This window comes from Simplicispira sp. GW247-4R2A (genome assembly GCF_059424465.1).
Window position 1 is genome coordinate 42,261 of record NZ_JBWKZM010000014.1, and the last position, 21,920, is coordinate 64,180.

Annotated in this window: 18 protein-coding genes and 1 riboswitch; of the genes, 5 read left to right on the top strand and 13 right to left on the bottom strand. The window is 66.5% G+C overall.

The window, feature by feature from the left end:
- Nucleotides 1-141 precede the first annotated feature (141 nt).
- Both ahcY and AC07ZH_RS11005 read right to left on the bottom strand, forming a co-directional pair.
- The gene (gene ahcY / locus AC07ZH_RS11000; protein WP_119110353.1) at nucleotides 142-1,575 is read right to left on the bottom strand and encodes an adenosylhomocysteinase; all 1,434 of its coding nucleotides are present in this window, start codon (nucleotides 1,573-1,575) and stop codon (nucleotides 142-144) included.
- Between the two features lie 68 nt (nucleotides 1,576-1,643).
- Nucleotides 1,644-1,764: riboswitch (S-adenosyl-L-homocysteine riboswitch) on the bottom strand.
- Nucleotides 1,765-1,774: 10 nt separating this feature from the next.
- On the bottom strand, nucleotides 1,775-3,001 hold the full coding sequence (locus AC07ZH_RS11005) for an MFS transporter (RefSeq protein ID WP_495199762.1): 1,227 nt from the start codon (nucleotides 2,999-3,001) through the stop codon (nucleotides 1,775-1,777).
- A gap of 121 nt (nucleotides 3,002-3,122) precedes the next feature.
- Here AC07ZH_RS11005 and AC07ZH_RS11010 point away from each other — a divergent pair, with 121 nt between their 5' ends.
- Together AC07ZH_RS11010 and AC07ZH_RS11015 are read left to right on the top strand one after the other, a co-directional pair.
- A complete protein-coding gene (locus tag AC07ZH_RS11010; protein ID WP_495199763.1) occupies nucleotides 3,123-4,751 on the top strand; it encodes a peptide chain release factor 3 in 1,629 nt (542 codons plus the stop codon).
- Nucleotides 4,751-5,596 carry an HAD-IIB family hydrolase gene (locus AC07ZH_RS11015; RefSeq protein WP_495199764.1) on the top strand — a complete coding sequence of 282 codons (846 nt, stop codon included), beginning with the start codon at nucleotides 4,751-4,753 and terminating at the stop codon, nucleotides 5,594-5,596. Before AC07ZH_RS11010 ends, AC07ZH_RS11015 begins: the two co-directional genes overlap by 1 nt.
- Before the next feature lie 29 nt (nucleotides 5,597-5,625).
- Here AC07ZH_RS11015 and AC07ZH_RS11020 read toward each other — a convergent pair whose 3' ends face one another.
- Both AC07ZH_RS11020 and AC07ZH_RS11025 read right to left on the bottom strand, forming a co-directional pair.
- Nucleotides 5,626-6,852, bottom strand: coding sequence for a GGDEF domain-containing protein (locus tag AC07ZH_RS11020; RefSeq protein ID WP_495199765.1), 1,227 nt, complete (start codon nucleotides 6,850-6,852; stop codon nucleotides 5,626-5,628).
- Nucleotides 6,853-6,896: 44 nt separating this feature from the next.
- Nucleotides 6,897-7,328: an Lrp/AsnC family transcriptional regulator gene (locus tag AC07ZH_RS11025; protein ID WP_495199766.1), complete on the bottom strand. Its 432-nt coding sequence runs from the start codon at nucleotides 7,326-7,328 to the stop codon at nucleotides 6,897-6,899.
- 195 nt (nucleotides 7,329-7,523) lie between these two features.
- On the opposite strand from AC07ZH_RS11025, the gene ocd reads away from it, so the two are divergent.
- Both ocd and ctlX read left to right on the top strand, forming a co-directional pair.
- Nucleotides 7,524-8,573, top strand: a complete 1,050-nt coding sequence (gene ocd, locus AC07ZH_RS11030) for an ornithine cyclodeaminase (RefSeq protein WP_495199767.1) — start codon at nucleotides 7,524-7,526, stop codon at nucleotides 8,571-8,573.
- Between the two features lie 5 nt (nucleotides 8,574-8,578).
- On the top strand, nucleotides 8,579-9,628 hold the full coding sequence (gene ctlX / locus AC07ZH_RS11035) for a citrulline utilization hydrolase CtlX (RefSeq protein WP_495199768.1): 1,050 nt from the start codon (nucleotides 8,579-8,581) through the stop codon (nucleotides 9,626-9,628).
- Between the two features lie 7 nt (nucleotides 9,629-9,635).
- Here ctlX and AC07ZH_RS11040 read toward each other — a convergent pair whose 3' ends face one another.
- From AC07ZH_RS11040 to AC07ZH_RS11065, 6 genes are all read right to left on the bottom strand, one after another.
- Nucleotides 9,636-10,271 (bottom strand): hypothetical protein, encoded by a 636-nt coding sequence (locus tag AC07ZH_RS11040; RefSeq protein WP_495199769.1) that lies wholly within the window; start codon nucleotides 10,269-10,271, stop codon nucleotides 9,636-9,638.
- Nucleotides 10,268-10,903 carry an SCO family protein gene (locus tag AC07ZH_RS11045; RefSeq protein WP_495199770.1) on the bottom strand — a complete coding sequence of 212 codons (636 nt, stop codon included), beginning with the start codon at nucleotides 10,901-10,903 and terminating at the stop codon, nucleotides 10,268-10,270. Before AC07ZH_RS11045 ends, AC07ZH_RS11040 begins: the two co-directional genes overlap by 4 nt.
- Nucleotides 10,903-11,514, bottom strand: coding sequence for a c-type cytochrome (locus AC07ZH_RS11050; RefSeq protein WP_119110341.1), 612 nt, complete (start codon nucleotides 11,512-11,514; stop codon nucleotides 10,903-10,905). The genes AC07ZH_RS11045 and AC07ZH_RS11050 overlap by 1 nt, the downstream gene beginning before the upstream one ends.
- 16 nt (nucleotides 11,515-11,530) lie before the next feature.
- Complete coding sequence (locus AC07ZH_RS11055) at nucleotides 11,531-12,190, bottom strand: cbb3-type cytochrome c oxidase subunit II (RefSeq protein ID WP_119110340.1); 660 nt, start codon at nucleotides 12,188-12,190, stop codon at nucleotides 11,531-11,533.
- Nucleotides 12,180-13,832: a cbb3-type cytochrome c oxidase subunit I gene (locus AC07ZH_RS11060; protein ID WP_495199771.1), complete on the bottom strand. Its 1,653-nt coding sequence runs from the start codon at nucleotides 13,830-13,832 to the stop codon at nucleotides 12,180-12,182. Before AC07ZH_RS11060 ends, AC07ZH_RS11055 begins: the two co-directional genes overlap by 11 nt.
- Before the next feature lie 227 nt (nucleotides 13,833-14,059).
- Nucleotides 14,060-14,410 (bottom strand): hypothetical protein, encoded by a 351-nt coding sequence (locus AC07ZH_RS11065; protein ID WP_495199772.1) that lies wholly within the window; start codon nucleotides 14,408-14,410, stop codon nucleotides 14,060-14,062.
- A 74-nt stretch (nucleotides 14,411-14,484) separates the two neighbouring features.
- Here AC07ZH_RS11065 and AC07ZH_RS11070 point away from each other — a divergent pair, with 74 nt between their 5' ends.
- Nucleotides 14,485-16,374 (top strand): putative nucleotidyltransferase substrate binding domain-containing protein, encoded by a 1,890-nt coding sequence (locus tag AC07ZH_RS11070; protein WP_495199773.1) that lies wholly within the window; start codon nucleotides 14,485-14,487, stop codon nucleotides 16,372-16,374.
- A gap of 187 nt (nucleotides 16,375-16,561) precedes the next feature.
- Here AC07ZH_RS11070 and AC07ZH_RS11075 read toward each other — a convergent pair whose 3' ends face one another.
- From AC07ZH_RS11075 to AC07ZH_RS11085, 3 genes are read right to left on the bottom strand one after another with little or no spacing between them, the layout of a single operon-like run.
- The gene (locus AC07ZH_RS11075) at nucleotides 16,562-18,733 is read right to left on the bottom strand and encodes a 3'-5' exonuclease (protein ID WP_495199774.1); all 2,172 of its coding nucleotides are present in this window, start codon (nucleotides 18,731-18,733) and stop codon (nucleotides 16,562-16,564) included.
- 52 nt (nucleotides 18,734-18,785) lie between these two features.
- Nucleotides 18,786-19,166 (bottom strand): response regulator transcription factor, encoded by a 381-nt coding sequence (locus tag AC07ZH_RS11080; RefSeq protein WP_119110336.1) that lies wholly within the window; start codon nucleotides 19,164-19,166, stop codon nucleotides 18,786-18,788.
- The gene (locus tag AC07ZH_RS11085) at nucleotides 19,163-21,916 is read right to left on the bottom strand and encodes an ATP-binding protein (RefSeq protein WP_495199775.1); all 2,754 of its coding nucleotides are present in this window, start codon (nucleotides 21,914-21,916) and stop codon (nucleotides 19,163-19,165) included. The genes AC07ZH_RS11080 and AC07ZH_RS11085 overlap by 4 nt, the downstream gene beginning before the upstream one ends.
- Nucleotides 21,917-21,920 lie beyond the last annotated feature (4 nt).

Sequence of the window (21,920 nt, forward strand, 5' to 3'; positions counted from 1 at the left end):
TTGTTTCTCTGCCCTGTCAGCGCATAGCGAGCGGCCCGCAGGCTAGGCGCTGGAGGACCCGGAAACCGGAACGTAGCGGCGCTACGTGAGGATTCACGGGAGGCCCCGCAACGACGCCTGCGGGCCGCGCAGTAGCGCCCGTTAATAGCGGTAGGTGTCGGGTTTGTAGGGGCCCTGCTTGGGCACGCCAATATAGGCCGCCTGCTCGTCCGTCAGCTCGCTCAGCATGGCGCCCACCTTCTTCAGGTGCAGGCGCGCGACCTTTTCGTCCAGGTGCTTGGGCAGCACATAGACCTTGCCGTTTTCGTAGTAGTCGCTGTGCGTGAACAGCTCGATCTGGGCGATGGTCTGGTTGGCGAAGCTCGACGACATGACGAAGCTCGGGTGCCCCGTACCGCAGCCCAGGTTCACCAGACGCCCCTTGGCCAGCAGGATGATGCGCTTGCCATCCGGGAAGATCACATGGTCCACCTGCGGCTTGATCTCTTCCCATTCGTACTGTTCCAGCGTGGCGACCTGGATTTCATTGTCGAAGTGGCCGATGTTGCAGACGATGGCCTGGTCTTTCATGGCCAGCAGGTGCTCGTGCCGGATCACGTCGCGGTTGCCCGTGGTGGTCACGAAAATGTCGGCCTTGTCGGCGGCGTATTCCATGGTGACGACCTTGTAGCCTTCCATCGCCGCCTGCAGGGCGTTGATGGGGTCGATCTCGGTCACCCACACCTGGGCCGAGAGCGCGCGCAGCGCCTGGGCACTGCCCTTGCCCACGTCGCCGTAGCCGGCCACACAGGCCACCTTGCCGGCAATCATCACGTCGGTGGCGCGCTTGATGCCGTCCACCAGCGATTCACGGCAGCCGTACAGGTTGTCGAACTTGCTCTTGGTGACCGAGTCGTTCACGTTGATGGCGCGGAACAACAGGGTGCCCTTGGCCGACATTTCCTTCAAGCGGTGCACGCCGGTGGTGGTTTCTTCGGTCACGCCGATGATCTCGGCACCCTTGCGGCTGTACCAGGTCGGGTCCACGGCCAGCTTGGCCTTGATGGCGGCGAACAAACAGGTTTCCTCTTCGCTGGTCGGGTTGGCGATCAGCGAGGCGTCCTTTTCGGCGCGCTTGCCCAGGTGCATGAGCAGCGTGGCGTCGCCGCCGTCGTCCAGGATCAGGTTCGGGCCTTCGCCGGGGGTGTTGGCCGCGCCGAAGTCGAAGATGCGGTGCGTGTAGTCCCAGTAGTCGGCCAGCGACTCGCCCTTGATGGCAAACACCGGCGTGCCACCCGCAGCAATCGCGGCGGCGGCATGGTCCTGCGTCGAGAAGATGTTGCACGAGGCCCAGCGCACCTGCGCGCCCAGGGCCTGCAGCGTCTCGATCAGCACGGCGGTCTGGATGGTCATGTGCAGGCTCCCGGTGATGCGCGCGCCCTTGAGCGGCTGCTTGGCAGCGAATTCCTCGCGGATGGCCATCAGGCCGGGCATCTCGGTTTCGGCGATGCGGATTTCCTTGCGGCCCCAGGCAGCCAGGCCGATGTCGGTAATGGCGCAGTCAATGGAATCAAGTGGGGGGGTACGGGCGTTCATGGGTGGCTCCAAAAGCTGTTTTGAAACACCACCTGCCGCGAGGGGGATTGAGAGCCCATCGCACGCAAGGTGGATGAGCGTCGTTGCACAGCGGATCTGTGAGCCTGTCGAACTGACAGACCGTTCGGCCCGGCCTCCCGAGCCTCACGCCTGCTGAAATAGCGGGACGCTGCAACGCTCCTCGGGAGAAGAACGCGGATTATATCGGCGTGCGTGCCCGCAGGCGCAGTGCCATCGCCAGCGCGCCCGCCAGCAGCACCAGCGAGAACCCCACCAAGGCCGGCCAGCGCCCATGCTCCCAGAACCAGCCACCCGCCGAACCCAGCACGCTGGACCCCAGGTAGTACGCCAGCAAATACAGCGAGGACGCATGCCCCTTGGATTGGCGCGCCAGTTGCCCCACCCAGCCACTGGCGACCGAATGCGCCACGAAGAAACCAAAAGTGAGCACGGCAATGCCCACAATCACCCAGAGCAGCGGCGCCACCAAGGTCAGCACCACGCCAGCGGCCATCAGCGCCACACCGCCCACCAGCACCGGCGCGCGCCCCAGCCGGTCCGCCAGTGCACCCGCCGTGGGCGAAGCAAGGATGCCAAACAGGTAAACGCAAAAGATGAGGCCGATCTGCGTCTGGCTCAAGCCATAGGGCGGCAGCGCCAGGCGAAAGCCCGCGTAATTGAAGAGCGAGACAAACACCCCCATCAGCGCAAAGCCCGACAGGAACAGCAATGGCAAGCCGGGCGTGTGCAAGTGCGCGCGCCAGGCGTCCAGATGAAACCGCAAGCTCTGCGACTGCCGCGTGCCAGACGGCACTGCCCCGCTGGTTTTGGGCAGCAGCCGCACAAACCCGATCGCTGACAGCAGCCCCAGCGCGCCAATGGTGGCCATTGCTGCGCGCCAGCCAAATTGGTCGGCCAGCGCACTCATCCCCACCCGCCCGGCCATGCCGCCAAAAGCCGTTCCGCCAATGTAGAGGCCCATGGAGAACCCCAGCCCGCGCGGGTGGATCTCATCGGCCAGATAGGCCATGGCCACGGCGGGCACACCGCCGAGCAAAATGCCCTCCAGCGCCCGCGCCACCAGCAGCGCGCCCCAGGTGGGCGCCACGGCGGCTAGCACATTGCATACCGCCGCCAGCGCCATGGAGGCAAACATCAGCCGCCGTTTGTCCCGCCCTTCCGACAAGGCGCCGGCGACAAAGATGGCCACCGCCAGGCACCCGGCACTGACCGACAGCGCCAGCGAACTGCCCGCAGCCCCCAGGCCAAAGTGCGCCGCCAGCTCCGGCAGCACCGGCTGCACGCAGTACAGCAACGAGAAGGTTGCGAAACCTGCCATAAACAAGGCCAGGCTGATGCGCCGGTAGGCGGGCGAACCCGCTTGCACCCAGGTGCGGGTGGCGGGCGATGGGTCGGATTCCTGCATGGGCGCAACTGTGACACGGGCGCGCGAACCCTGCTCTGCTTATCGGCCCCGTAAAATCAACGCGCTTTAAGCACGCATGCCCTGCCGTGCGCCTGCTCACCCCCTGAATTCTGGATCTCCCTTGTCCTACGCCTCTGAAACCCGGCGCCGCCGCACCTTTGCCATCATTTCCCACCCCGACGCCGGCAAGACCACGCTGACGGAGAAGCTCTTGCTGTTCTCGGGCGCGATCCAGATCGCCGGCGCCGTCAAAGGCCGCAAGGCCAGCCGCCACGCCACCTCCGACTGGATGGAGATCGAGAAACAGCGCGGCATTTCAGTAGCGTCAAGCGTGATGCAGATGCTCTACCGCGAGCACGTCATCAACTTGCTCGACACCCCCGGCCACAAGGACTTCTCGGAAGACACCTACCGCGTGCTGACCGCCGTCGATTCGGCCTTGATGGTGATTGACGCCGCCAACGGCGTGGAAGCGCAGACGCGCCGCCTGATCGAGGTCTGCCGCCAGCGCGACACCCCCATCATCACCTTCGTCAACAAGATGGACCGCGAAGTGCGCGACCCGCTGGACATCATGGACGAGGTCGAGCGCGAGCTGGGCATGCCCTGCTGCCCCATGACCTGGCCGGTGGGCCAGGGCAAGCGCTTTGGCGGCATCATCAACCTACGCACCCAGGCGATGACGGTGTTCGAGTCGGGAAGCGAGCGCCGGCCCCAGGATTTCGAAACCATTCCCCTCACCGAAACCGCCCGGCTGCAAGCACGCTTTGGCAGCGAGTTCGATACCGCCATGGAAAGCATGGAACTGGCGGTGGGCGCGTCGCCCACCTGGGACCATGCGCAGTTTCTGGCGGGCAAGCTCACACCCGTGTTCTTCGGCTCGGGGGTGAACAACTTCGGCGTAATGGAAGTGCTCGACGCCCTGGTGGACATGGCCCCGCCACCCGGCCCGCGCATCAGCACGCTGGAAGTCAACAAGCAACCGGTGGTCAAGACCGTCCAGCCCGAGGACGAAGGTTTTTCTGGCGTGGTCTTCAAGGTGCAGGCCAACATGGACGCCAACCACCGCGACCGCATCGCCTTCGTGCGCGTGGCCTCGGGCAAATACCAGCCCGGCATGAAGCTCAAGGTACAGCGCACCGGCAAGGAGCTGCGCCCCACCAGCGTGGTCACCTTCATGAGCCAGCGCCGCGAAGCTGTCGAAGAAGCCTACGCCGGCGACATCATCGGCTTCACCACGCACGGCGGCGTGCAGCTGGGCGACACCATCACCGATGGCGCCAACCTGCAGTTCACCGGCCTGCCGTTTTTTGCCCCCGAGCTGTTCATGACCGTGGTGCTCAAGAACCCCTTGCGCACCAAACAACTGCAGCAAGGCCTGGCCCAGCTGGGCGAAGAAGGCGCCATTCAGGTCTTCAAACCCGACACCGGCGGCAACATGCTGCTGGGCGCCGTGGGCCAGCTGCAATTTGAAGTGGTGCAGCACCGCCTGAAAGGCGAATACGACGCCGACGTGCGGCTGGAGGGCTGCCAGTACACGGGTGCGCGCTGGATCACCGCCGACACCCCGGCCGAGCTGCGCGAATTTGAAAATGCCTACCCGCTGCGCATGGCGCACGACGCGGCCAACACGCTGGCCTACCTGTGCACCAGCCCCTACGACGTGCGCCTGGCACAGGAACGCTTTCCCAAGATCCACTTCCACCCGCTGCGCGAGCATGCGGGGCTGGCGCTGCAATCGGGCGGTTGATGGGCACACGCCTCCAGCCTCTCCCGGCCTGGCAACCGCCTGCCAATCTGCTCGGCATCTTCACCGACATCGACGACACCCTGACCACGGACGGGGCCATCACCTCCGACGCGCTGGCTGCCTTGCACGATTTGAAGGCGGCCGAGCTGCACGTGATTCCCATCACCGGGCGGCCCGTGGGCTGGAGCGAGCGCTTTGCCGCGGCCTGGCCGGTGGACGCCGTGGTGGCCGAGAACGGCGCGGTCGCCCTGCGCCTCGAATCGTCAGAAAATATAAGCGAAAATGGCCTCCAGCGCTTATCGGACAAGCGCTTGCAGCTATCAAAAATATACCAACAAGATGCCGCTACACGGGCCGTCAACTTTGCTGCCATGCGCGCAGTGCTGGAGGCTATCGAGCGCCAGGTGCCCGGTGCCCGGCGGGCGCAGGATTCGGCCGGCCGCGAAACCGACATCGCCATCGACCACAGCGAATTCACGCACCTGCCGCAAACCACGATCGATCGGTGTGTCGGCCTGATGCGGGAGGCGGGCATGGTGGCCACGGTGAGCAGCATCCACATCAACGGCTGGTTTGGGGCGCACAACAAATGGGAAGGTGCACGCTGGATCGTGCGCGAGCTGTTCGGGCGCGAACTGGCGCAGGAGACGGCCCGTTGGGTCTATGTGGGCGATTCAAGCAACGACCAGATCATGTTCGAGCATTTCGGGCACAGCGTGGGCGTCGCCAACATTGCGCGCTTCGTCCCCCAGCTCACCCATTTGCCGCGCTTCGTGACACGGGGCGAGCGCGGCACGGGATTTGCCGAATTGGCGCGGCACCTGCTGGCAACACATCCGGCTTGACGCTTCCCACCTGGGGTAGGGAGCCAGCATCAACTTGGCGCGGGCGCAGCGTCCGCTGGCACCAGCACCACGCGGTTGCGCCCGGCCTGCTTGCCGGCGTACATGGCCGCATCGGCCCGCGCCATCAGCGCATTCAGGTCTTCCCCCGGCTGGTGCTGGGCCACGCCAGCGGTGGCTGTCACTGCAACCGCCTGATCGCCGACCATCGCAGGCGTTGCGGCCAGCAAGTCGTTGAACCGCTGCAGCACCGTGCCAGCCCGTTGCAGATCGACGTCTGGCAACAGCACCGCGAATTCTTCACCCCCCACCCGCGCCGCCATGTCGGCACCACGAAAGCTGCGAGCGCACACCTCGCCCACCCCGCGTAGCACCGCATCGCCGCCGGCATGGCCGTGGGTGTCGTTCACCCGTTTGAAATGGTCGAGGTCAAACATGGCCAGCGACAGCGGCTCGCTGCGGCGCTGCGCGCGTGCCGATTCAGTAGCGAAGCGTTCAGCAAGCGCACGTCGGTTGGGCAGCCCCGTGAGCAAATCCGTGAAGGCCTGGCGCTCAAGTTCGCCCTGCAGGGCCACGCGCCGGACGACTTCATCTTTCAGTTCCCGGTTGGCGTCCAGCAACTGGCGGCGCAGCAGGAATTCCAGCCGTTCCGTCTTTTGCTGGCGCAGCGCTGCCGCGTAGCCCAGCACGGCCGGCAGGGCCACCAGGAAAGCCGTTCCGACCTTCACCGACGCGTCCGCTGTCGTGGCCCAGACACTGAGCGTGGCGCCGATGGCACCAAACAGCGCCACAGGAGCAGCCATGGCCACACGCACCGGTACGAACAGGAACAGCATGACCTGGATGACCATGATCGCCCCGGTATTGAACGCCCGGATATCTGGTCGCAGCCCGTAGAGCAGAAAAAAGAACGAATACCCCAGTAAGGCCAGGCCAACAAGCACGTACCCTTGCAAGGCCAGGTTCGGTCTGCGCTTGAATGCCTCTGCGGCACCCAGAAGGAGCAATGCGAACACGCCCCGGTAGGCCGCCAGAATCCAGAAATTCGGCACGGCACCCAGGGCGAGGTAATCGGGCACCGCAAACACAGCCATCAGTGCTGCCCAAAGCACCAGGCCCGCGCGCTGCTGCGGCAGCACCCGGGACAGCGTGCTCGCGCGAAAATCCTGCTCCAGCGCGGGCTCGACAAACTCCCCACGCAAGGGCCAGATACGGTCCGGCGACTGGTCGGCAGCAAAAGTGGGGGGCGATTCGGACATGGCGCCTGCATGGTAAGGCGACTGGCGCAACCTTGCCGACACGGTCAGGCTTTGTAGGTCGATAGCAATAGGCTGGTTTCCGTGGCCGCAATGCCCGGCGTGAGGCGGATACGCCCCAGCGCTGCATCAAACGCCTCCAGGCTCTCGGCGCGCACCTCGGCGACGATGTCCCAGCGGCCATTGGTGCTGTGCAGCGTGCCCACCGCCGCCTCGCCGCGCAGGGCGCGTATGACGGCGGGGGCGCCGTTGCCTTCGACCGCGATGCTCATCCACGCCCGGATGCGCTGGGGTTCGGAATCGGGCCGCAGGCGCACGGTGTAGCCCGTGATGACGCCCGCGTCTTCGAGCTTGCGCAAGCGGTTCTGCACCGTGCCGCGCGAGACACGGACCTTTTGCGCCAGTGTGGCCAGGGGCGTGCGGGCGTTGTCGCGCAGCAGGCTGAGCAACTGCCTGTCAGTGTCATCAATTTTTGCCATAGCGATAATTATTACTGCCATATCGCTAGAAGTGCTACCAAATCAGCACATTTTTGCCGCTATTCGTTGGTTGAGGTGGCACAGCACAATCTTCTGAAGCCATCTCATTCGGCTTCTCAATCCATCGAATACGCGAAGGCGAAGCGAAGCCGACAAAGCAATCGTTTGATTGAGCAATGGCATCAGGAGACAAAAATGACCCGCCTTATCGACCTTCCCGCCCTCGCGCAGCTGACGCAGGACATCGGCCCCGCTGCGCTCATCGAGCAATTGGTCCACAGCATCGAAGCCGAGTTTCTGCATTGGAGCGAGTTCGACAAATCCGCCCGCAGCGCCTGCCACAGCGCACGCGGGGTGATCGAGCTGATGCCGGTGGCCGGCGCCACGCACTACAGCTTCAAGTACGTCAATGGCCACCCCGGCAATCCGGCACGCGGCCTGCCAACGGTAATGGCCTTTGGCGTGCTGGCCGAAGTGGACACAGGCTACCCGCTGCTGCTGTCCGAATTGACACTGACCACGGCCCTGCGCACCGCCGCCACCTCCGCCATGGCGGCGCGCGCCCTCGCCCGGCCGAACTGCCGCCGCATGGCGCTTATCGGCAATGGCGCGCAGAGCGACTTCCAGGCGATGGCCTTTCACACCCTGCTCGGCATTGGCGAGGTGAGCGCTTTCGATGTCGATGCGGCCGCCACGGACAAGCTCTTGCGCAACCTCGCGGACCTCCCCGGCCTGCGCGTGCGGCGCGCGGCGTCTGTACGCGATGCCGTGCGCGGCGCCGACATCGTCACCACCGTCACGGCCGACAAGGCCCGCGCCACCATCCTCACGCCCGACATGGTCGAGCCCGGCATGCACCTCAACGCCGTGGGCGGCGACTGCCCGGGCAAGACCGAGCTGCACCCCGACGTGCTGCGTGCGGCCAACCTCTTTGTCGAGTACGAGCCGCAGACGCGCATCGAAGGCGACATCCAGCAGCTCGCGCCCGACCATCCGGTGACCGAACTCTGGCGCGTGCTGTCTGGACAGGCGCCCGGTCGCACGTCCGCGCAGGAAGTGACCGTCTTTGATTCCGTCGGCTTTGCGCTGGAAGACTATGCCGCCCTGCGCACCCTGCACCGCCTGGCGCAGGAGCGCGGCATCGGGCGCGACGTGCAGTTGGTCCCAAGCGATGGCGACCCGAAAGACCTGTTCGGGCGCACGCGCGGCGCCGGGGCCAGTACGCGTCTGCGCCGCGTGGCCTGACCGATATGCCGCCGCCCTCCCTGCAGGCACCAGCCGCCGTGGTCATGGTGCGTCCGCGCCATTTCACGCCCAATCCCGAAACGGCCGCCGATAACGCCTTCCAGGCGCGCACGGCCGGTCAGCCACCCGATGAAACCGCGCGCGGCGCTTATGCCGAGGTGAGCGACGCCGCCGCGCGGCTGCAAGACGCCGGCGTGCGGGTGCACCTCTTCGAGGACGATGGCCGGCACCACACGCCCGACAGCGTCTTCCCGAACAACTGGTTCTCCACCCATGCGGGCGGCCATGTGGCGCTCTACCCCATGTTTGCCCCCAGCCGCCGGCGCGAGCGGCGCAGCGACATCATCGAAGGGCTCAAAGCCGAGTACCGCGTGCAGGACGTGATCGACTATTCCGGCCTGGAGCAGGACGGCATGTTTCTGGAGGGCACGGGCGCCATGGTGCTCGACCATGTGGCCCGCATCGCCTATACCGCCCAGTCCAACCGTGCCAACGCGGTGGCGCTGGAGCGCTTTTGCACGCACTTCAACTACGAGCCCATGGCCTTTGCCACGGCCGACGCCCAGGGCCAGCCGTGCTACCACACCAACGTGATGCTGTGCGTGGGCACGGACTTCGCACTCGGCGGTTTCTACCTAATCGCCGACCCGCAGCGCCGCGCGGTAGTGCGCGAGCGCCTGCGCGAGGGCGGGCGCGAACTCATCGAACTCGATGCCCGCCAGATCGGCGAATTTGCCGGCAATGCGCTGGAGCTCACCGGCCGGCGCGGCGAGCAACTGCTGGCCCTGTCCGAGCGCGCCTGCGCCAGCCTGACGCGCGGGCAGAAGGCGGTGATCGAGCGCAGCGCCACCTTGCTGCCGCTGCGCGTGCCCACCCTGGAGCTGGCTGGCGGCTCGGTGCGCTGCATGCTGGCGGGCATCCACCTGGCACGGCGCCGCGCGGCAGTCAGCGAGCCTGCCGGTACGCCGGCCGCATCTCCGGGCGACATCGATTGCATTGGGCAGGCAGACAATATTCTTGTGAATAATTCGGCTGCAGCGCTTATTGAGAAATAATTTTTAGCTATTTTTTCAATAGCATTGAAGGTGCTGCATCCAGCGCCGCCGCGTGGGCGTCCCGCAGCACCATGGTGCGCGCCACCTGGGCCAACCAGACCACGGCAAAACCACAGGCCAGCGCGATCAGCCATTCGCCCAGCCGCGCCTGGTCGTCCAACAGGTAGGCGTTGCAAATGCGCACCGTCGAATCCGCGTAGAGCTGTCCCGCCACGGCCATCATCGGCAGGACGTTGCCGAGAAAAAAACCCTGCACCAGCAGCCCGGCGGGCTGCCACGACAGGCGCAGCGCTGCGCCGGCGAGCAGCAGCAGCACGAACTTGGCGGCCTCGACCGGCGGCGCCACCAACGCCAGGTCGAGCGCGCGCGGCACCATCAGCAGACTCAGGATGCACCCCGCGGCCAGCAAGCCGCTGATGCCGTACGCGTTCCAGCGCGCCATGGCGGTGCGTGCCTGTGGCCCGGCGGCACCGGCCAGCAGCGCGCCCGCCAGCAGCAGCAAGGGTGCCTGCAGCAGCATGTGGCGCAGCATGCTCGCCTCCAGCAGCACACGCGCCGGGGGCAGTGCCAGCAAGGCGGCCAGCAGCCACCCCGCCACCATCGGCCAGCCGCCCAAGCGCGGCTGCGGGCGATGGCCGTTCACGCGCCCCCCTTGGCCGCCAGATGGCGTGCGTAGTTGAGCGCCAGTTCTTGCTCGGCCAGATCGAATACGCGCACCAGCCGACCGTGAGCATCGAGTACCAGCAGGGCCGCGTTGTGCTCGTAGCCACCACGGCCATCAGGCACCACCACCACCTGCAGGCGACGCAGCAAGGCGGCCGATTCGTGCGCATCGGGCACCCGGGCGAACTGCCACAGCGCCGGGTCAGCGCCCAGGCCGCGCGCGTAAGCCGCCAGGCGATCGGGCGTGTCGTGCGCCCCATCGAAACTGATGGACAGCAGGCGCACGCCATCGCCCGCGCCACCCCCGCCCAGCTGCAGCCTGCGCTGCATTTGCTGGAAGACACCGCCCAGACTCAGGCAAAGCGTTTCGCAGCGGGTGTAGATGAAATCCACCACGGTCACGCGGCCCGGTGCATGCAGCCATGCGGCCAGCGGCTGCACCGGGATACCCGGCCCTTCGATACGCACCTCCGGCACGGGCACCGGCTGCAGCGCCACCTCCAGGCGGCGCGCGCCCTCGGCCGTCCAGACCTGGAAATCGTCGGTCAGCCAGCTCGCACCCGCGTAGCCGGCGCAGGCCAGCAGCGCGGCAGCGAGCGCGGTGCGCAGCATCAGGACCCGGCTGCCAGCGCCTTGAGCGCCGCGCCCCCCTCGAACGGCTTGGTGCGGGTACTGGTCTTGCGTTCGTGCTCGAACACCTCTGGCTTGATCGGCTCGGCCTTGTTCGACCAGGCGCCCCGAACGTAGCTGATCACGCCCGCCAGATCGGCATCGCCGAGATGTTGGAACGAGGGCATGGAGCCCTTGTAGGTGGCACCAGCCACCTCGATCTCGCCATCAATGCCGTGCAGCAGGATATTGGCCAGCACGCGCGGTTCGCCCTTGACCCATTCCGAGCCGTCGAGCGGCGGAAACACGCCGGGGAGGCCCTTGCCCGTGGCCTGGTGGCAGGCCGCGCAGTTCGCGGCAAACAGCGCCTTGCCGTCCACGGCCGCGCCCGGCGCTGCCGGCGCCGGCCCCGAGAGGTCGGCAACCGTGCGGTGATCCCCCAGGTTCGTGTCGCCGACCGGATCGGCCGTCAGCAGGTAGACAACGCCGAACAGCACCATCGCGATCACCACGGCGACCACCGTCAGCGGAATCGGGCGCATGCGCTCTTCGGGTTCGGCGTTTTCGCGCTCCTGGGCGAGATGCGTGTCAGATTTTTGAGGTATCGGTTCCATAGCGATGCTCCCAGGTTCAGGACGCCGCGGCGCTTGCCGCCGCAGCGGGTGCCGGTGCCGGCGTGGCGGCAGTTGCCGGTGCCGCGGCACCGCGCGGCTGCGGGGGCAGCACGGGGTAGGTATGGTTCAGCCCCTGGAGGTAGCGCACCAGGTCCAGCGCCTCTGGGCGTGCCACCACGACGCGGCCTTCAGGCACCGTGCCAGGCGGCAGCTTGAGCACCACATCCCCCTCTTCCGCCTTGGGCTTGACGTCGAACAAAAACGGGTACGACGGCATGATGGAGCCTGGCACGTAGGCGCGCGGCTGGTAGATGTGGCCCAGATGCCAGTCCTGGCTGGGCTGGCGCGCGCCAATGTTGAACAGGTCAGGTCCCGTGCGCATGCTGCCCAGCAGGTGCGGCTTGTCGTACACATAGTCGGCGGGCACCGAGGCACGGCCCCAGCCACGCTCAGTGTCGGGGCCGAAGCTGCGGTCACGCGGTTGCTGCGAATGGCAGTACACACAGCCGTTGGAGATGTACACCTCGCGCCCACGCAGCTCAGCACTGGTGTACGGCTTGAGGCCCTCGGGTGCCTGGACGTCGCGCACCTGGATGTAGGGCAGCACGACCAGCGCCGTAGTGGCCACGGCCAGCGCCACCATGGCGCCCGCTGCGAGCTTGACTTCATTCTCCATAGAGGACCTCTTGAGCTTTACCGGGCCAGAACAGGGCGGCGCCGGCACGCTGCGGACCAAAGCGCAGCGCCATGGCAAGGAAGTGGCCGACGAAGATGACATGGCTCGCCACCATCAGCGAACCGCCCACGCTGCGCCACTGCAGATAGGGAATCGTGACCGCCACCGAATCCATGAAGGGTTTCGAAGCATCCAGCATGTCCATGCCCTGCAGCCAGCCACCGATGGACAGGCCGACGAAATAAATGCTGATACCCACCGCCGCCAGCCAGAACTGCAGGGTGATAAGGCGCGGATACGGCCACTCCCAGTTAAGCACGCGCGGCATCATGAAATAGATGGCGCCGAACAGCACCATGGTGACGAAGGCGTAGGCCCCCAGGTGGGCATGCGCCACCGTGAAGTGCGTGAAGTGCGTCACCTGGTTGATGCTGCGCAGCGCCTCGAACGAACCCTGCAGCGACGACAGCATGTACATGAAGCCGCCAAACATCATGAAACGCAGCGTGGGCGAATAGCGCGCCAGGTGCATGCGCCCCCACATGGTGCCGGCCATGTTGATGGTGAAGGCCAGCACCGGGATGATCATCATCATGCTCTGCACGATGGACAGCGTGGTCAGCCAACCGGGCACCGGCCCGCCGATCAGGTGGTGGCCGCCCACCTGGCCATAGAAGAACGCCAGTGTCCAGAACCCGAGGATGGACAGGTTGTACGAGCGCACCGGCCGCCCGATGATCTTGGGCAGGAAGTAGTAGATGGCCCCGACGCTCACCGGCGTGAACCACAGCCCCAGCACGTTGTGGCCGTACCACCAGTTGGTGGTGGCCTGCTGCACGCCGGTGTGCACACCCGGCAGCTTGGCGACGATGAAGAGCAGCGAAATCCAGAGCAGCGCCGCCACGTGGTACCAGACGGTGACGTAGAGCGACTCGACCTTGCGGTTCACCAGCGTATAGAGGACCGGACCGATGATGCAGATGAAGCCGGCGACGATGAACAGGCCAATCTGCCAGGGAATCTCCAGGTACTCCATGCCGTCTGTCCAGCCCGAGCCGATGGCGCCAATGGCGCTGGCGATGCCGGTGTTGATCAGCGCGCCGCCCAGCAGCACCCAGACCCCGCCCATCAGCGGCGTGCGCAGCAGACGCGGCAGCAGCCAGATGATGGTGCCCAGCGCAGCATTGGTGATCCAGCCGTAGAGCACCGCCGTGAGGTGGATGGTGCGCATGCGCCCGAAGGTCATCCAGGCTTCGTTCACCAGCAGGTCCGGCATGTGCAGCTTGAGCGAGGAGGTCAGCCCCGCCACCGAACCCAGCAGCAGCCACATGCAGGCAAAGGCAATGAACATGAAGACGGGAAATGCGCTCGATCGGTCTGCCGCGACGCGGTGCTCCAGCTCGTCCGGGTCGGGTGGGTGGCCCGCCTCGCCGGCCTCGGCGGCCGCCTGGCGCAGCGGCTGCTGAGCGTCTCCGGCCAGTGCCGGGTCGTCCGCACGGCCGATTTCACCCGGCGCGAAGATGACCGAGGCAGCGCGCGGGTTCTCTACCAGCAGCCCTCTGCGCATGGACCAAATAAAGGCAAACAAGCCGATCAGCGAAAGCAGAAAGGCGCCTAACAGGCTCATGAGCGCACTGTCCATGGGGGAGTCCTTGTGGAATGGCGCCAGCACCGACGGCGGCTGGCTAGTTGTTTGATTTGCCGCAATGCAAAAATTTACCGCCTGGCTAGGCGGATTCGGGCGGAATTCTAAGATTCATGGCGAATGATTTTTTTGCCGGGCGCAATTCCCGCATGAACTGCACGCGTATTCTTGAAAAAAATATCGACAAAATCAGGCTCCAGCGCTTATAGATAAAGCGCTGCTAGCTATTTTTCTGATAGCTCTTTGGCTGTGCGAATCACGTCGATGTCTGCATCACAGCCATCGCCAGCGGCGATGTACCGCCGCGCCACCCGCTGGACCATGGCCAACAACCAGGGGCGGTGCCAGCCCGTCAATTCGGCTGGGTGGCTGATCAGCCCACAGAGATAGCGCTGCTCAGCGCCGTCCCAGCGCAGCGCCGCACAGGCCCCGGTGCGCCGGCGCGAGACCAGCATGCCCAGTGGGCAGGGCGCACTCAGGCAGCACAAGCCACAGCCATTGCAGGGCGCACCGAGCGCCGGCTTGGGCGGTGCGCCCGGCTGCAGCCACAGAACGGTTTGGGGAGAGGCTTTCATGCGTTCGCGCGTTCACGCAAAAGTGCGATGGTAGGACCTGCAACAATGGCCCTTTCGCCCACCGGGTCCGCGCCATGCCTACTGCTCCGCCCTCTCCCGACGACCTGGCCGCTCTGCTGGCCGACCACCGTGTGTGGGGCACGCTCACCGCTGGCGAGCAGGCAGTGCTCGCCACGCAGTGGGAGCAGCAGACAAGCACCGAGGGCGCCATGCTGCTGCCCCAGGGCGGCTTGCATACCCGGCTGGGCATGGTGCTCGCGGGCGCCATCGACCTGCACGATCCCGACCTGGACCACGGCGTACGCCTGCAGCGCGGCGAGCTGTTCGGTTTTGGCGCCACGCCCGCACGCCACCTGGCCACCTGGCAGGCGACGGCCGCGACCGATGGCACAGTGGCCTGGCTGGCGCCGCAGGTGCTGTTGCAGTTGTGCCAGGCACATGGCGCGCTGGAGTATTACTTCCCCTCGCTGCCCACCGCGGCCGACCTTGCACAGCAGCAGGGGGCGCCCGGCGAGGACGGCGCGCGCCTCAACCGGCTGGCCATGCCGGTCCGTGCCCTGGTGCAACGTGCGCCGGTGTGCCTGCCCATGGACACACCGATCCGCACCGTGGCCGAGCACATGCACGCGCAGCGCGTCTCTTGCGTGCTGCTGATCGAGGACGGCGGTGGCAACAGCGCTGCGCTGCTGGGCCTGGTGACCGACCGGGACCTGCGCAACCGTGTGCTGGCCACCGGTAGGGACAGCGCGCGGCCGGTGCGCGAGATCGCCACGCTCGACCCCCATACGCTGCAGGCGCAAAGCCCGGCGTTCGAAGCGCTGCTGACGATGGCGCGCGCCAATATCCACCACCTGCCGGTGCTGGAGGGGGCGCGCATCGTCGGCATGGTCACGGCAACCGACTTGGCCGAGCAGCAAAGCACCTCGGCCGTCGTCCTGGCCGGCGAGATTTACAAGCAGACCTCGGTGGCGGGCCTGGCCAAAGCGACCACGCGCCTCAAGGCCTTGCAGCGCCATCTGGTCGATGCGGGCACCAGCGCCTACAGCACAGGGCATATCGTCACCGCCATCACCGACGCCATCACCGTGCGCCTGATCCAGCTTGCCAAGGAACGCATGGGCCCGGCACCGGTGGACTATGTGTGGGTGGCGGCCGGCTCGCAGGCGCGCAGCGAGCAAACGGCGCTGTCGGACCAGGACAACTGCCTGGTGCTTGGCGACGACTACGACGAAGTGCTGCACGGCGCCTGGTTCCGCGAGTTTTCGCGCTTCGTCTGCGACGGCCTGGCCGAGTGTGGCTACATCCACTGCCCCGGCGAGATGATGGCCATGACCGACCAATGGCGCCAGCCCCGCAAGCGCTGGGCCGAGTACTTTCGCCAATGGGTGGACACACCCGAGCCGATGGCGCTGATGCTGACCTGCGTGTTTTTTGACCTGCGCGCCATCCACGGCCGCGCCGAGCTGCTCGACAGCCTGCGCCACGAGCTGCTGGCGAACACGCGCGGCAACAGCCTGTTCCTGGCGCACATGGTGGGCAACGCGCTCAAGCACCGCCCGCCGCTGGGCTTGTTTGGCACCATTGCGCGCATCCGCGGCGGCGAGCACCCGGGCACCATTGACCTCAAGCACACCGGCATCGTGCCCATCGTCGATCTGGCGCGCCTGTACGCCCTGGCCGGTGGGATGCCGCAAGTGAACACGCACGACCGGCTGGAAGTGGCCGCCCCCTCCGGTGAAGTCAGCGCGCAAAGCGCCCGCGACCTGCGCGAGGCGCTGGAATTCATCTCCAGGCTGCGCATCGCACACCAGGCGCGGCAACTGGCCCAGGGCCAGGCGCCCGACAACTTCCTGGCGCTGGAGGAACTCTCGAACTTCGAGCGCAGCCACCTCAAGCAGGCCTTCCAGGTGGTGCAAACGGTGCAGGACGTGCTGGCCCAACGCTACCAGGCGGGGCGGTTTTAGAACGTGTTTACGATCTTAGGCCATGCCGAACAAGCCCCTCACGCGCCGCGAAACCCGTGCCCCGACCTCCATCCCGGAATGCCGGGCGCAGCGCACGCGGGGACCTCGACACAGCACACATTCAGGCCATTTTTGGCCTCCAGCGCTTGATGCATAAGCACTACCAGCTATAAATCTAGTAGCAACCTCAATACTTCAACCGCGCGTAATACGTCTTCTGCGCCGCTTCGCGCGCCTGGCGCAAGGTGTGGATGCCCTGCTCGGCCAGCAGCGGGATCAGGCGCAGCCAGATCTCTGCCGTCACCAACGCGTCGCCCAGCGCCGTGTGCCGGCCCAGCACCGCAACGTTGAAGCGCTCCGCAATGGCTTCGAGGCGGTGCGACTCCTGGTGGGGGTGCACCACGGCCGAGAGCAACAAGGTGTCGAGCACCGGCTGGCGGAAGACGGTGCCCGTGGCCTCCTCCTGCAACTGCAGGAACTTCATATCGAAGGCAGCGTTGTGCGCCACCAGCACGGTGTCGTGCGCGAAGGCGTGGAACACCGGCAGCACCTCACCAATGCCCGGCTGGCCCTCCACCATGTGCTGGCTGATGCCGTGGATCGGAATCGATTCGGCCGAAATACTGCGGCCCGGGTTCACCAATTGGTCGAAGGTCTCCTGGCGCAGCAGCTTGCCGTTGACGATGCGCGCCGCGCCGATCTGGATGATGGCGTCGCCCCCCGAGGGGTTCAGGCCCGTGGTTTCGGTGTCGAACACGGTGTAGGCCAGTTCGGCGAGCGGCCGGTCTTCGAGTTCGCGGCCCTCTTCCATGCTCTGGAACAGGTCGAAATCGTAGAACTCCGGGCGACTGGGCAGGTCGGCCGCCGCCAGACTGCCTGGCGCTGGCTGGCTGCTGGCGAGCGGCAGCAGAAAGCGAAACAGCGCCTGGTGGCGCACCCGCTCGCGCTCGAACCACATCTCGCCGCCATGGCGCTCGACCACGTCGCGCACCGAGAGCGGCGTGCGCTCGGTGCCAAAGCGCATGGCGTCCATCTCCCAGCTCATCACGGTTTCGTTGCTCATGGCCTGGCCGCCCCAGACCAGGTCAAGCTGGGCGTGCGCGCCCGCGCGCGCCAGGCGCAGTTGCAGAAAGCGCACCTCGAACTCGTCCACCAGGCGCGTGCCCAGGTAGGTGAGCGCCTGCAGCAGCGTGTAGCTGTCCACCTTGAGCCAGAGCACCGGGTCGATCGCGTCCAGTGTCACCGGGCAGCCGCAGCGCGCGCCGAGCTGGCGCTGCGCGGCGGCGGCAAAGTCGGCGCCCAGCATGTCTTCGAGCGGCCAGCGGGTCTTGAGGCGCTGGGCGCTGCGCTGCGCAAGGTCGGTGACCCGCTTGCCCATGGACGCCACCTCTTCGCGCACCACGCCCAGAAAGCGCTCGCGCATGGCAGGCTCGATGTCGGGGTAGCCCAGCATGTCCACCGCCGCCTGAATGTTGGCCAGCGACGCACGGCTGCCTTCTGTCAGGCCATGCAGCAACTGGTCGCGCGCGGATTCCTCTGCCACGCTCTCGGTCACGTTGTCGAGCATGAGCACAAAGCCGGTGACCTCGGTGCTTCGGCCCAACACGCCCTGGCTGGCGCGCACCGCCGCCACCTGTACGCGCAGCAACTGCCCGCCCGCCACCGCGGTGACGAACTGCGCTGTCGGCCGGGCATCGCCCTTGGCCACGGCCTGCTGGATGCGCTCGAAAGCATGGGCCAGCACCTGGCGCTCCAGCGCCGCGTAAATCGAGCGGCCAATGCCGAGCAACTCGGCACCACCGGCCAGTTGCGGCCCCTGCGAGAGTGCGCGAAAGGCCTGGCGTGCGCGCTGGTTGTAGAGCAGGATGCGCCCGGCGTGGTTGCACACCACCACGCTCTGGTGGAGTTCGGCCATCAGCGCGGCCAGGCGGTCTTTCTCCTGCTGCACGCGCTCGCTGGCCTGCGTGACCTGCGCGTCCATGTCGGCGCGCAGGCGGTCGCGCTGCGCGGCCAGCTCGTTCACCGCCACCGCCAGCGCCTGCATCTCGCGCGTGCCGCGCGGTTTGAGCTGCTGCGGCCGGCGCGCCGCCAGCACGACGCGGGCTTCCTCCAGCAACCGGTGCGGCGCGCCGACATAGCGCTGGTGCAGCACGCGCAACACTGCCGCCACGGCAATCAGCCCCAGCACCCAGCCGACAAACACCAGCGCGATCCGGCCCGCCAGCACCTGGCCCACGGCCTCGCGCTCGGACGCGCCGAGCGTGGACCAGACGATGGCCGACATCAGCACCAGCCACAGCGCCATCACCAGGCCGGCCAGCGCAATGGCGGCGATCAGCCGCGGGTCGCTGCGTTTCACGGTGCGATCTCCGTCAAGCGTTCCGCAGGCCGACGGGTCGGCACACCTTGGCTCATGGCCGTTCCTTGGCGAGCAGCTCAGCCACGCGCGCCACCAGTTCGCGCGTGGCAAAGGGCTTGGTCATGTAGTCGTCCGCGCCCAGGGCCATGCCTTTGACCAGGTCGGTGTCGCGCCCCTTGGCACTGAGCATGAGGATGCGCGTATGCGCCAATGCCGCATCACTCCGCACGCTGGCACATACCTCGAAGCCCGATTTGATGGGCATCATCACATCGAGAAGCACCAGGTCCGGCGCCTCGCGGGCGATGGCGTCCAGGGCCTGCTGACCGTCGCGCGCGATGCTCACGGCGTAGCCCTCGCGCTGCAGCAGGTATTCAAGCGACACCACGATGTTGGGTTCGTCGTCGGCAATCAGAATCTTCTTTTGGGTCATGGGGCAGTGTCTCCAGAAAACGCGGGGTGCCAGGGCAGCCAGAAGCAGAAGCAGGCGCCGGACGGCGCACCAGGGGCAGGCGGCTCCAGCCACAGGCGGCCGCCAAAGTGCGCCACGATGTGCTGGCTGATCGGCAGACCCAGACCGGTGCCCTGCCCGCCCGGCGTGGGCCCACCCGCTTGATGAAACCGGTCAAAGATGAGGCGTTCGTGGCCCGCCGGTACACCGGGGCCATTGTCCTGCACGCACACGGTCAGACCTTGCCCATCGCCGCGCGCGCGCAGTTGCACGCGCCCACCCTGCGGCGGTACGAACTTGGCGGCGTTGGAGATGAGGTTCAGCAGCACCTGGAGCAAGCGGTCCGGGTCGGCGCGCAGGGGCGGCAAGGCGTCAGGAAGGTCGAGCTGCATCTCTGCGCCCCGATCACTCAGCAGCGCCGCCGTGGTGGCCACGGATTTTTCGAGCAGGGCGCGCACGTCGATGTCGGCCAAGCGCCAGTCGATGTGCCCGGACTCGATTTTGGCCATGTCGAGCACCTGGTTGACCAGCCGGGTGAGGCGCTCGGTCTCCTGCACGATGATGTCGACAAAGCGCTGGCGCTGCTGCGGCGGCACCTCGGCATCGCCCTGCAGAATCTCTGCCAGCGCGCGTATCGACGTCAGCGGCGTGCGCAGCTCGTGTGTCACCGAGGACATGAAATCGTCCTTCAAGCGGTCCAGGCTCTTGAGCTGCTCGTTCGCACTGCGCAGCTCACTGGTGGCCTTCTCCAGCGAGCGCGACTTGGTTTCCAGCGCACGCGAGTAGCTGCGCAGTTGCGACGCCTCTTCCAGCATGGCCAGCACGTCGCCTTGCGAGAGCGTCTCCTCGTCAGAGACCGAAGCCACCAGCACCCGTGCCGAGGCGCTGCCCACGGCCCCTGCCAGCTGCGCTTCGACAAACTGCACCAGGCGTGCGTCCGGGACCAGGGCCTGGTCCGCGGGCAAGCCGGCCTGCTTGGCATAGCCACGCCACAGCTCACGGGTTTTTTCCGCGCCGAGAAAACGCTCGCAAAGACGCTTGAGTTCGGCGGCGTCGGCGCGCCCGCGCCAGAACACCGGTGTTTGCGCCGTGCCGCGCCGGAAGACATCGACAAACAGCAGCGCCTGGCTGGCTTCGCGGCCGGACGGCGCGCGCCAGAGCGACACCACCACATAGGCCGCGCAGTTGGTCAGCAAGCTCCAGAACAGCGAGTGCGTCAGGCTGTCGAGGCCCTGCAGGCCCCACAGCGATTCGGGCCGCAGCCAGGCGATGCCCCACGGCCCGGCCGTGAGGAAACCCGCGTCCAGCCAGCCCGACTTGGCAATCGACGGCAGCATGAGTGTGTAGACCCACACGCCAAAACCCACGATCAACCCGGCCAGGGCGCCCGCGCGCGTGCCGCCGCGCCAGTACATGCCGCCCAGCAGTACCGGGGCAAACTGGGCCACGGCAGCAAAGCTGATGAGGCCAATGCTTGCCAGCGCATACGCGTCCCCCGCCAGTTGGAAGTACACGTAGCCCAGCAGCAGCACGCCCACGATGGCGGCGCGTCGGATCATGAGCAGCGGGCGCGTGAAATCGCTCGGCTGGTGGGCGGCGTCCAGCAGGCGAAGCCGCAGCAGCAGCGGCAGCGCCAGCTCGTTGCTGACCATGGTGGAGACGGCCACGGTTTCGACGATGACCATGCCGGTGGCGGCCGACAGCCCGCCGACGAAGACAAACAGCGCCAGCGCGTTCTGCCCCGCGGCCATGGGCAGCGAGAGCACAAAGTGCTCGGGGTTGTGCACGCCACTGCTGAAATACAGCAATCCGCCCAGGGCAATGGGCAGCACGAAGAGGTTGATCAGCAAGAGGTAGAGTGGAAACAGCCAGCTCGCGCGGCGCACATGGTCTTCGTGCACGTTCTCCACCACCATGACCTGGAATTGCCGTGGCAGCACCAGCGCGGCGCACAGGGCCAGCACCATCAGCCCCATCCAGCGCGCCCAGGAATACGCCCCGCCCTGCTCGGCATGCAACAGCGCCGCCAGATCAGGCCGCGCCCGCGCCTGGGCAAAGATGTCGCCCAGGCCACCAAACAGACCATAGACGACAAACACCCCCACGCACAGAAAGCCCGCCAGCTTGATCAGCGACTCAAAGGCAATGGCCGCCACCATGCCCTCGTGGCGCTCGGTGGTATCGAGGTGGCGCGCACCAAACACGATGGCGAAGCCTGCCAGAGAGAGGGCGACATAAAAGGCACTGTCCTGGCTCCAGTGCAGGTGCGCTGGAGCCACCGCGCTGCCGGACGTGAGCAGCGCATAGCCCGAGGACACGGCTTTGAGCTGCAGCGCAATGTAGGGAACGATGCCCACCACGGCCACCAACGTCACCAGCGTTGCCAGCAACTGGCTCTTTCCATAGCGGCTGGCAATGAAATCGGCAATCGAGGTGATCCGGTGCGTTTTGGCAATGCGAATCATCTTGCGCAGCACCGTCCAGCCCAGCACCATGGCCAGCGTAGGCCCCAGGTAGATGGGCAGGAACCACATGCCACCCGTTGCGGCGCGCTCGACACTGCCGAAATACGTCCAGGCGGTGCAGTACACCGCCATCGACAGCGCGTACACAGAGGGCCGGGCAATGACCGAGCGGCGTGCGGCGGCCCGGCGGTCGGCCCAGTAGGCGACGCCGACGAGCAGCAGCAGGTAGGCCAGCGAGGTGCCAATGACAAGCGGCGCTGGCAGCATGGCG

Bases quoted from the DNA above. Each gene is read 5' to 3' on its own strand.
- ahcY (WP_119110353.1), bottom strand. From the start codon at position 1,575: ATGAACGCCCGTACCCCCCCACTTGATTCCATTGACTGCGCCATTACC.
- AC07ZH_RS11005 (WP_495199762.1), bottom strand. From the start codon at position 3,001: ATGCAGGAATCCGACCCATCGCCCGCCACCCGCACCTGGGTGCAAGCG.
- AC07ZH_RS11015 (WP_495199764.1), top strand. From the start codon at position 4,751: ATGGGCACACGCCTCCAGCCTCTCCCGGCCTGGCAACCGCCTGCCAAT.
- AC07ZH_RS11020 (WP_495199765.1), bottom strand. From the start codon at position 6,852: ATGTCCGAATCGCCCCCCACTTTTGCTGCCGACCAGTCGCCGGACCGT.
- AC07ZH_RS11025 (WP_495199766.1), bottom strand. From the start codon at position 7,328: ATGGCAAAAATTGATGACACTGACAGGCAGTTGCTCAGCCTGCTGCGC.
- ocd (WP_495199767.1), top strand. From the start codon at position 7,524: ATGACCCGCCTTATCGACCTTCCCGCCCTCGCGCAGCTGACGCAGGAC.
- ctlX (WP_495199768.1), top strand. From the start codon at position 8,579: ATGCCGCCGCCCTCCCTGCAGGCACCAGCCGCCGTGGTCATGGTGCGT.
- AC07ZH_RS11045 (WP_495199770.1), bottom strand. From the start codon at position 10,903: ATGCTGCGCACCGCGCTCGCTGCCGCGCTGCTGGCCTGCGCCGGCTAC.
- AC07ZH_RS11050 (WP_119110341.1), bottom strand. From the start codon at position 11,514: ATGGAACCGATACCTCAAAAATCTGACACGCATCTCGCCCAGGAGCGC.
- AC07ZH_RS11055 (WP_119110340.1), bottom strand. From the start codon at position 12,190: ATGGAGAATGAAGTCAAGCTCGCAGCGGGCGCCATGGTGGCGCTGGCC.
- AC07ZH_RS11060 (WP_495199771.1), bottom strand. From the start codon at position 13,832: ATGGACAGTGCGCTCATGAGCCTGTTAGGCGCCTTTCTGCTTTCGCTG.
- AC07ZH_RS11065 (WP_495199772.1), bottom strand. From the start codon at position 14,410: ATGAAAGCCTCTCCCCAAACCGTTCTGTGGCTGCAGCCGGGCGCACCG.
- AC07ZH_RS11070 (WP_495199773.1), top strand. From the start codon at position 14,485: ATGCCTACTGCTCCGCCCTCTCCCGACGACCTGGCCGCTCTGCTGGCC.
- AC07ZH_RS11080 (WP_119110336.1), bottom strand. From the start codon at position 19,166: ATGACCCAAAAGAAGATTCTGATTGCCGACGACGAACCCAACATCGTG.
- AC07ZH_RS11085 (WP_495199775.1), bottom strand. From the start codon at position 21,916: ATGCTGCCAGCGCCGCTTGTCATTGGCACCTCGCTGGCCTACCTGCTG.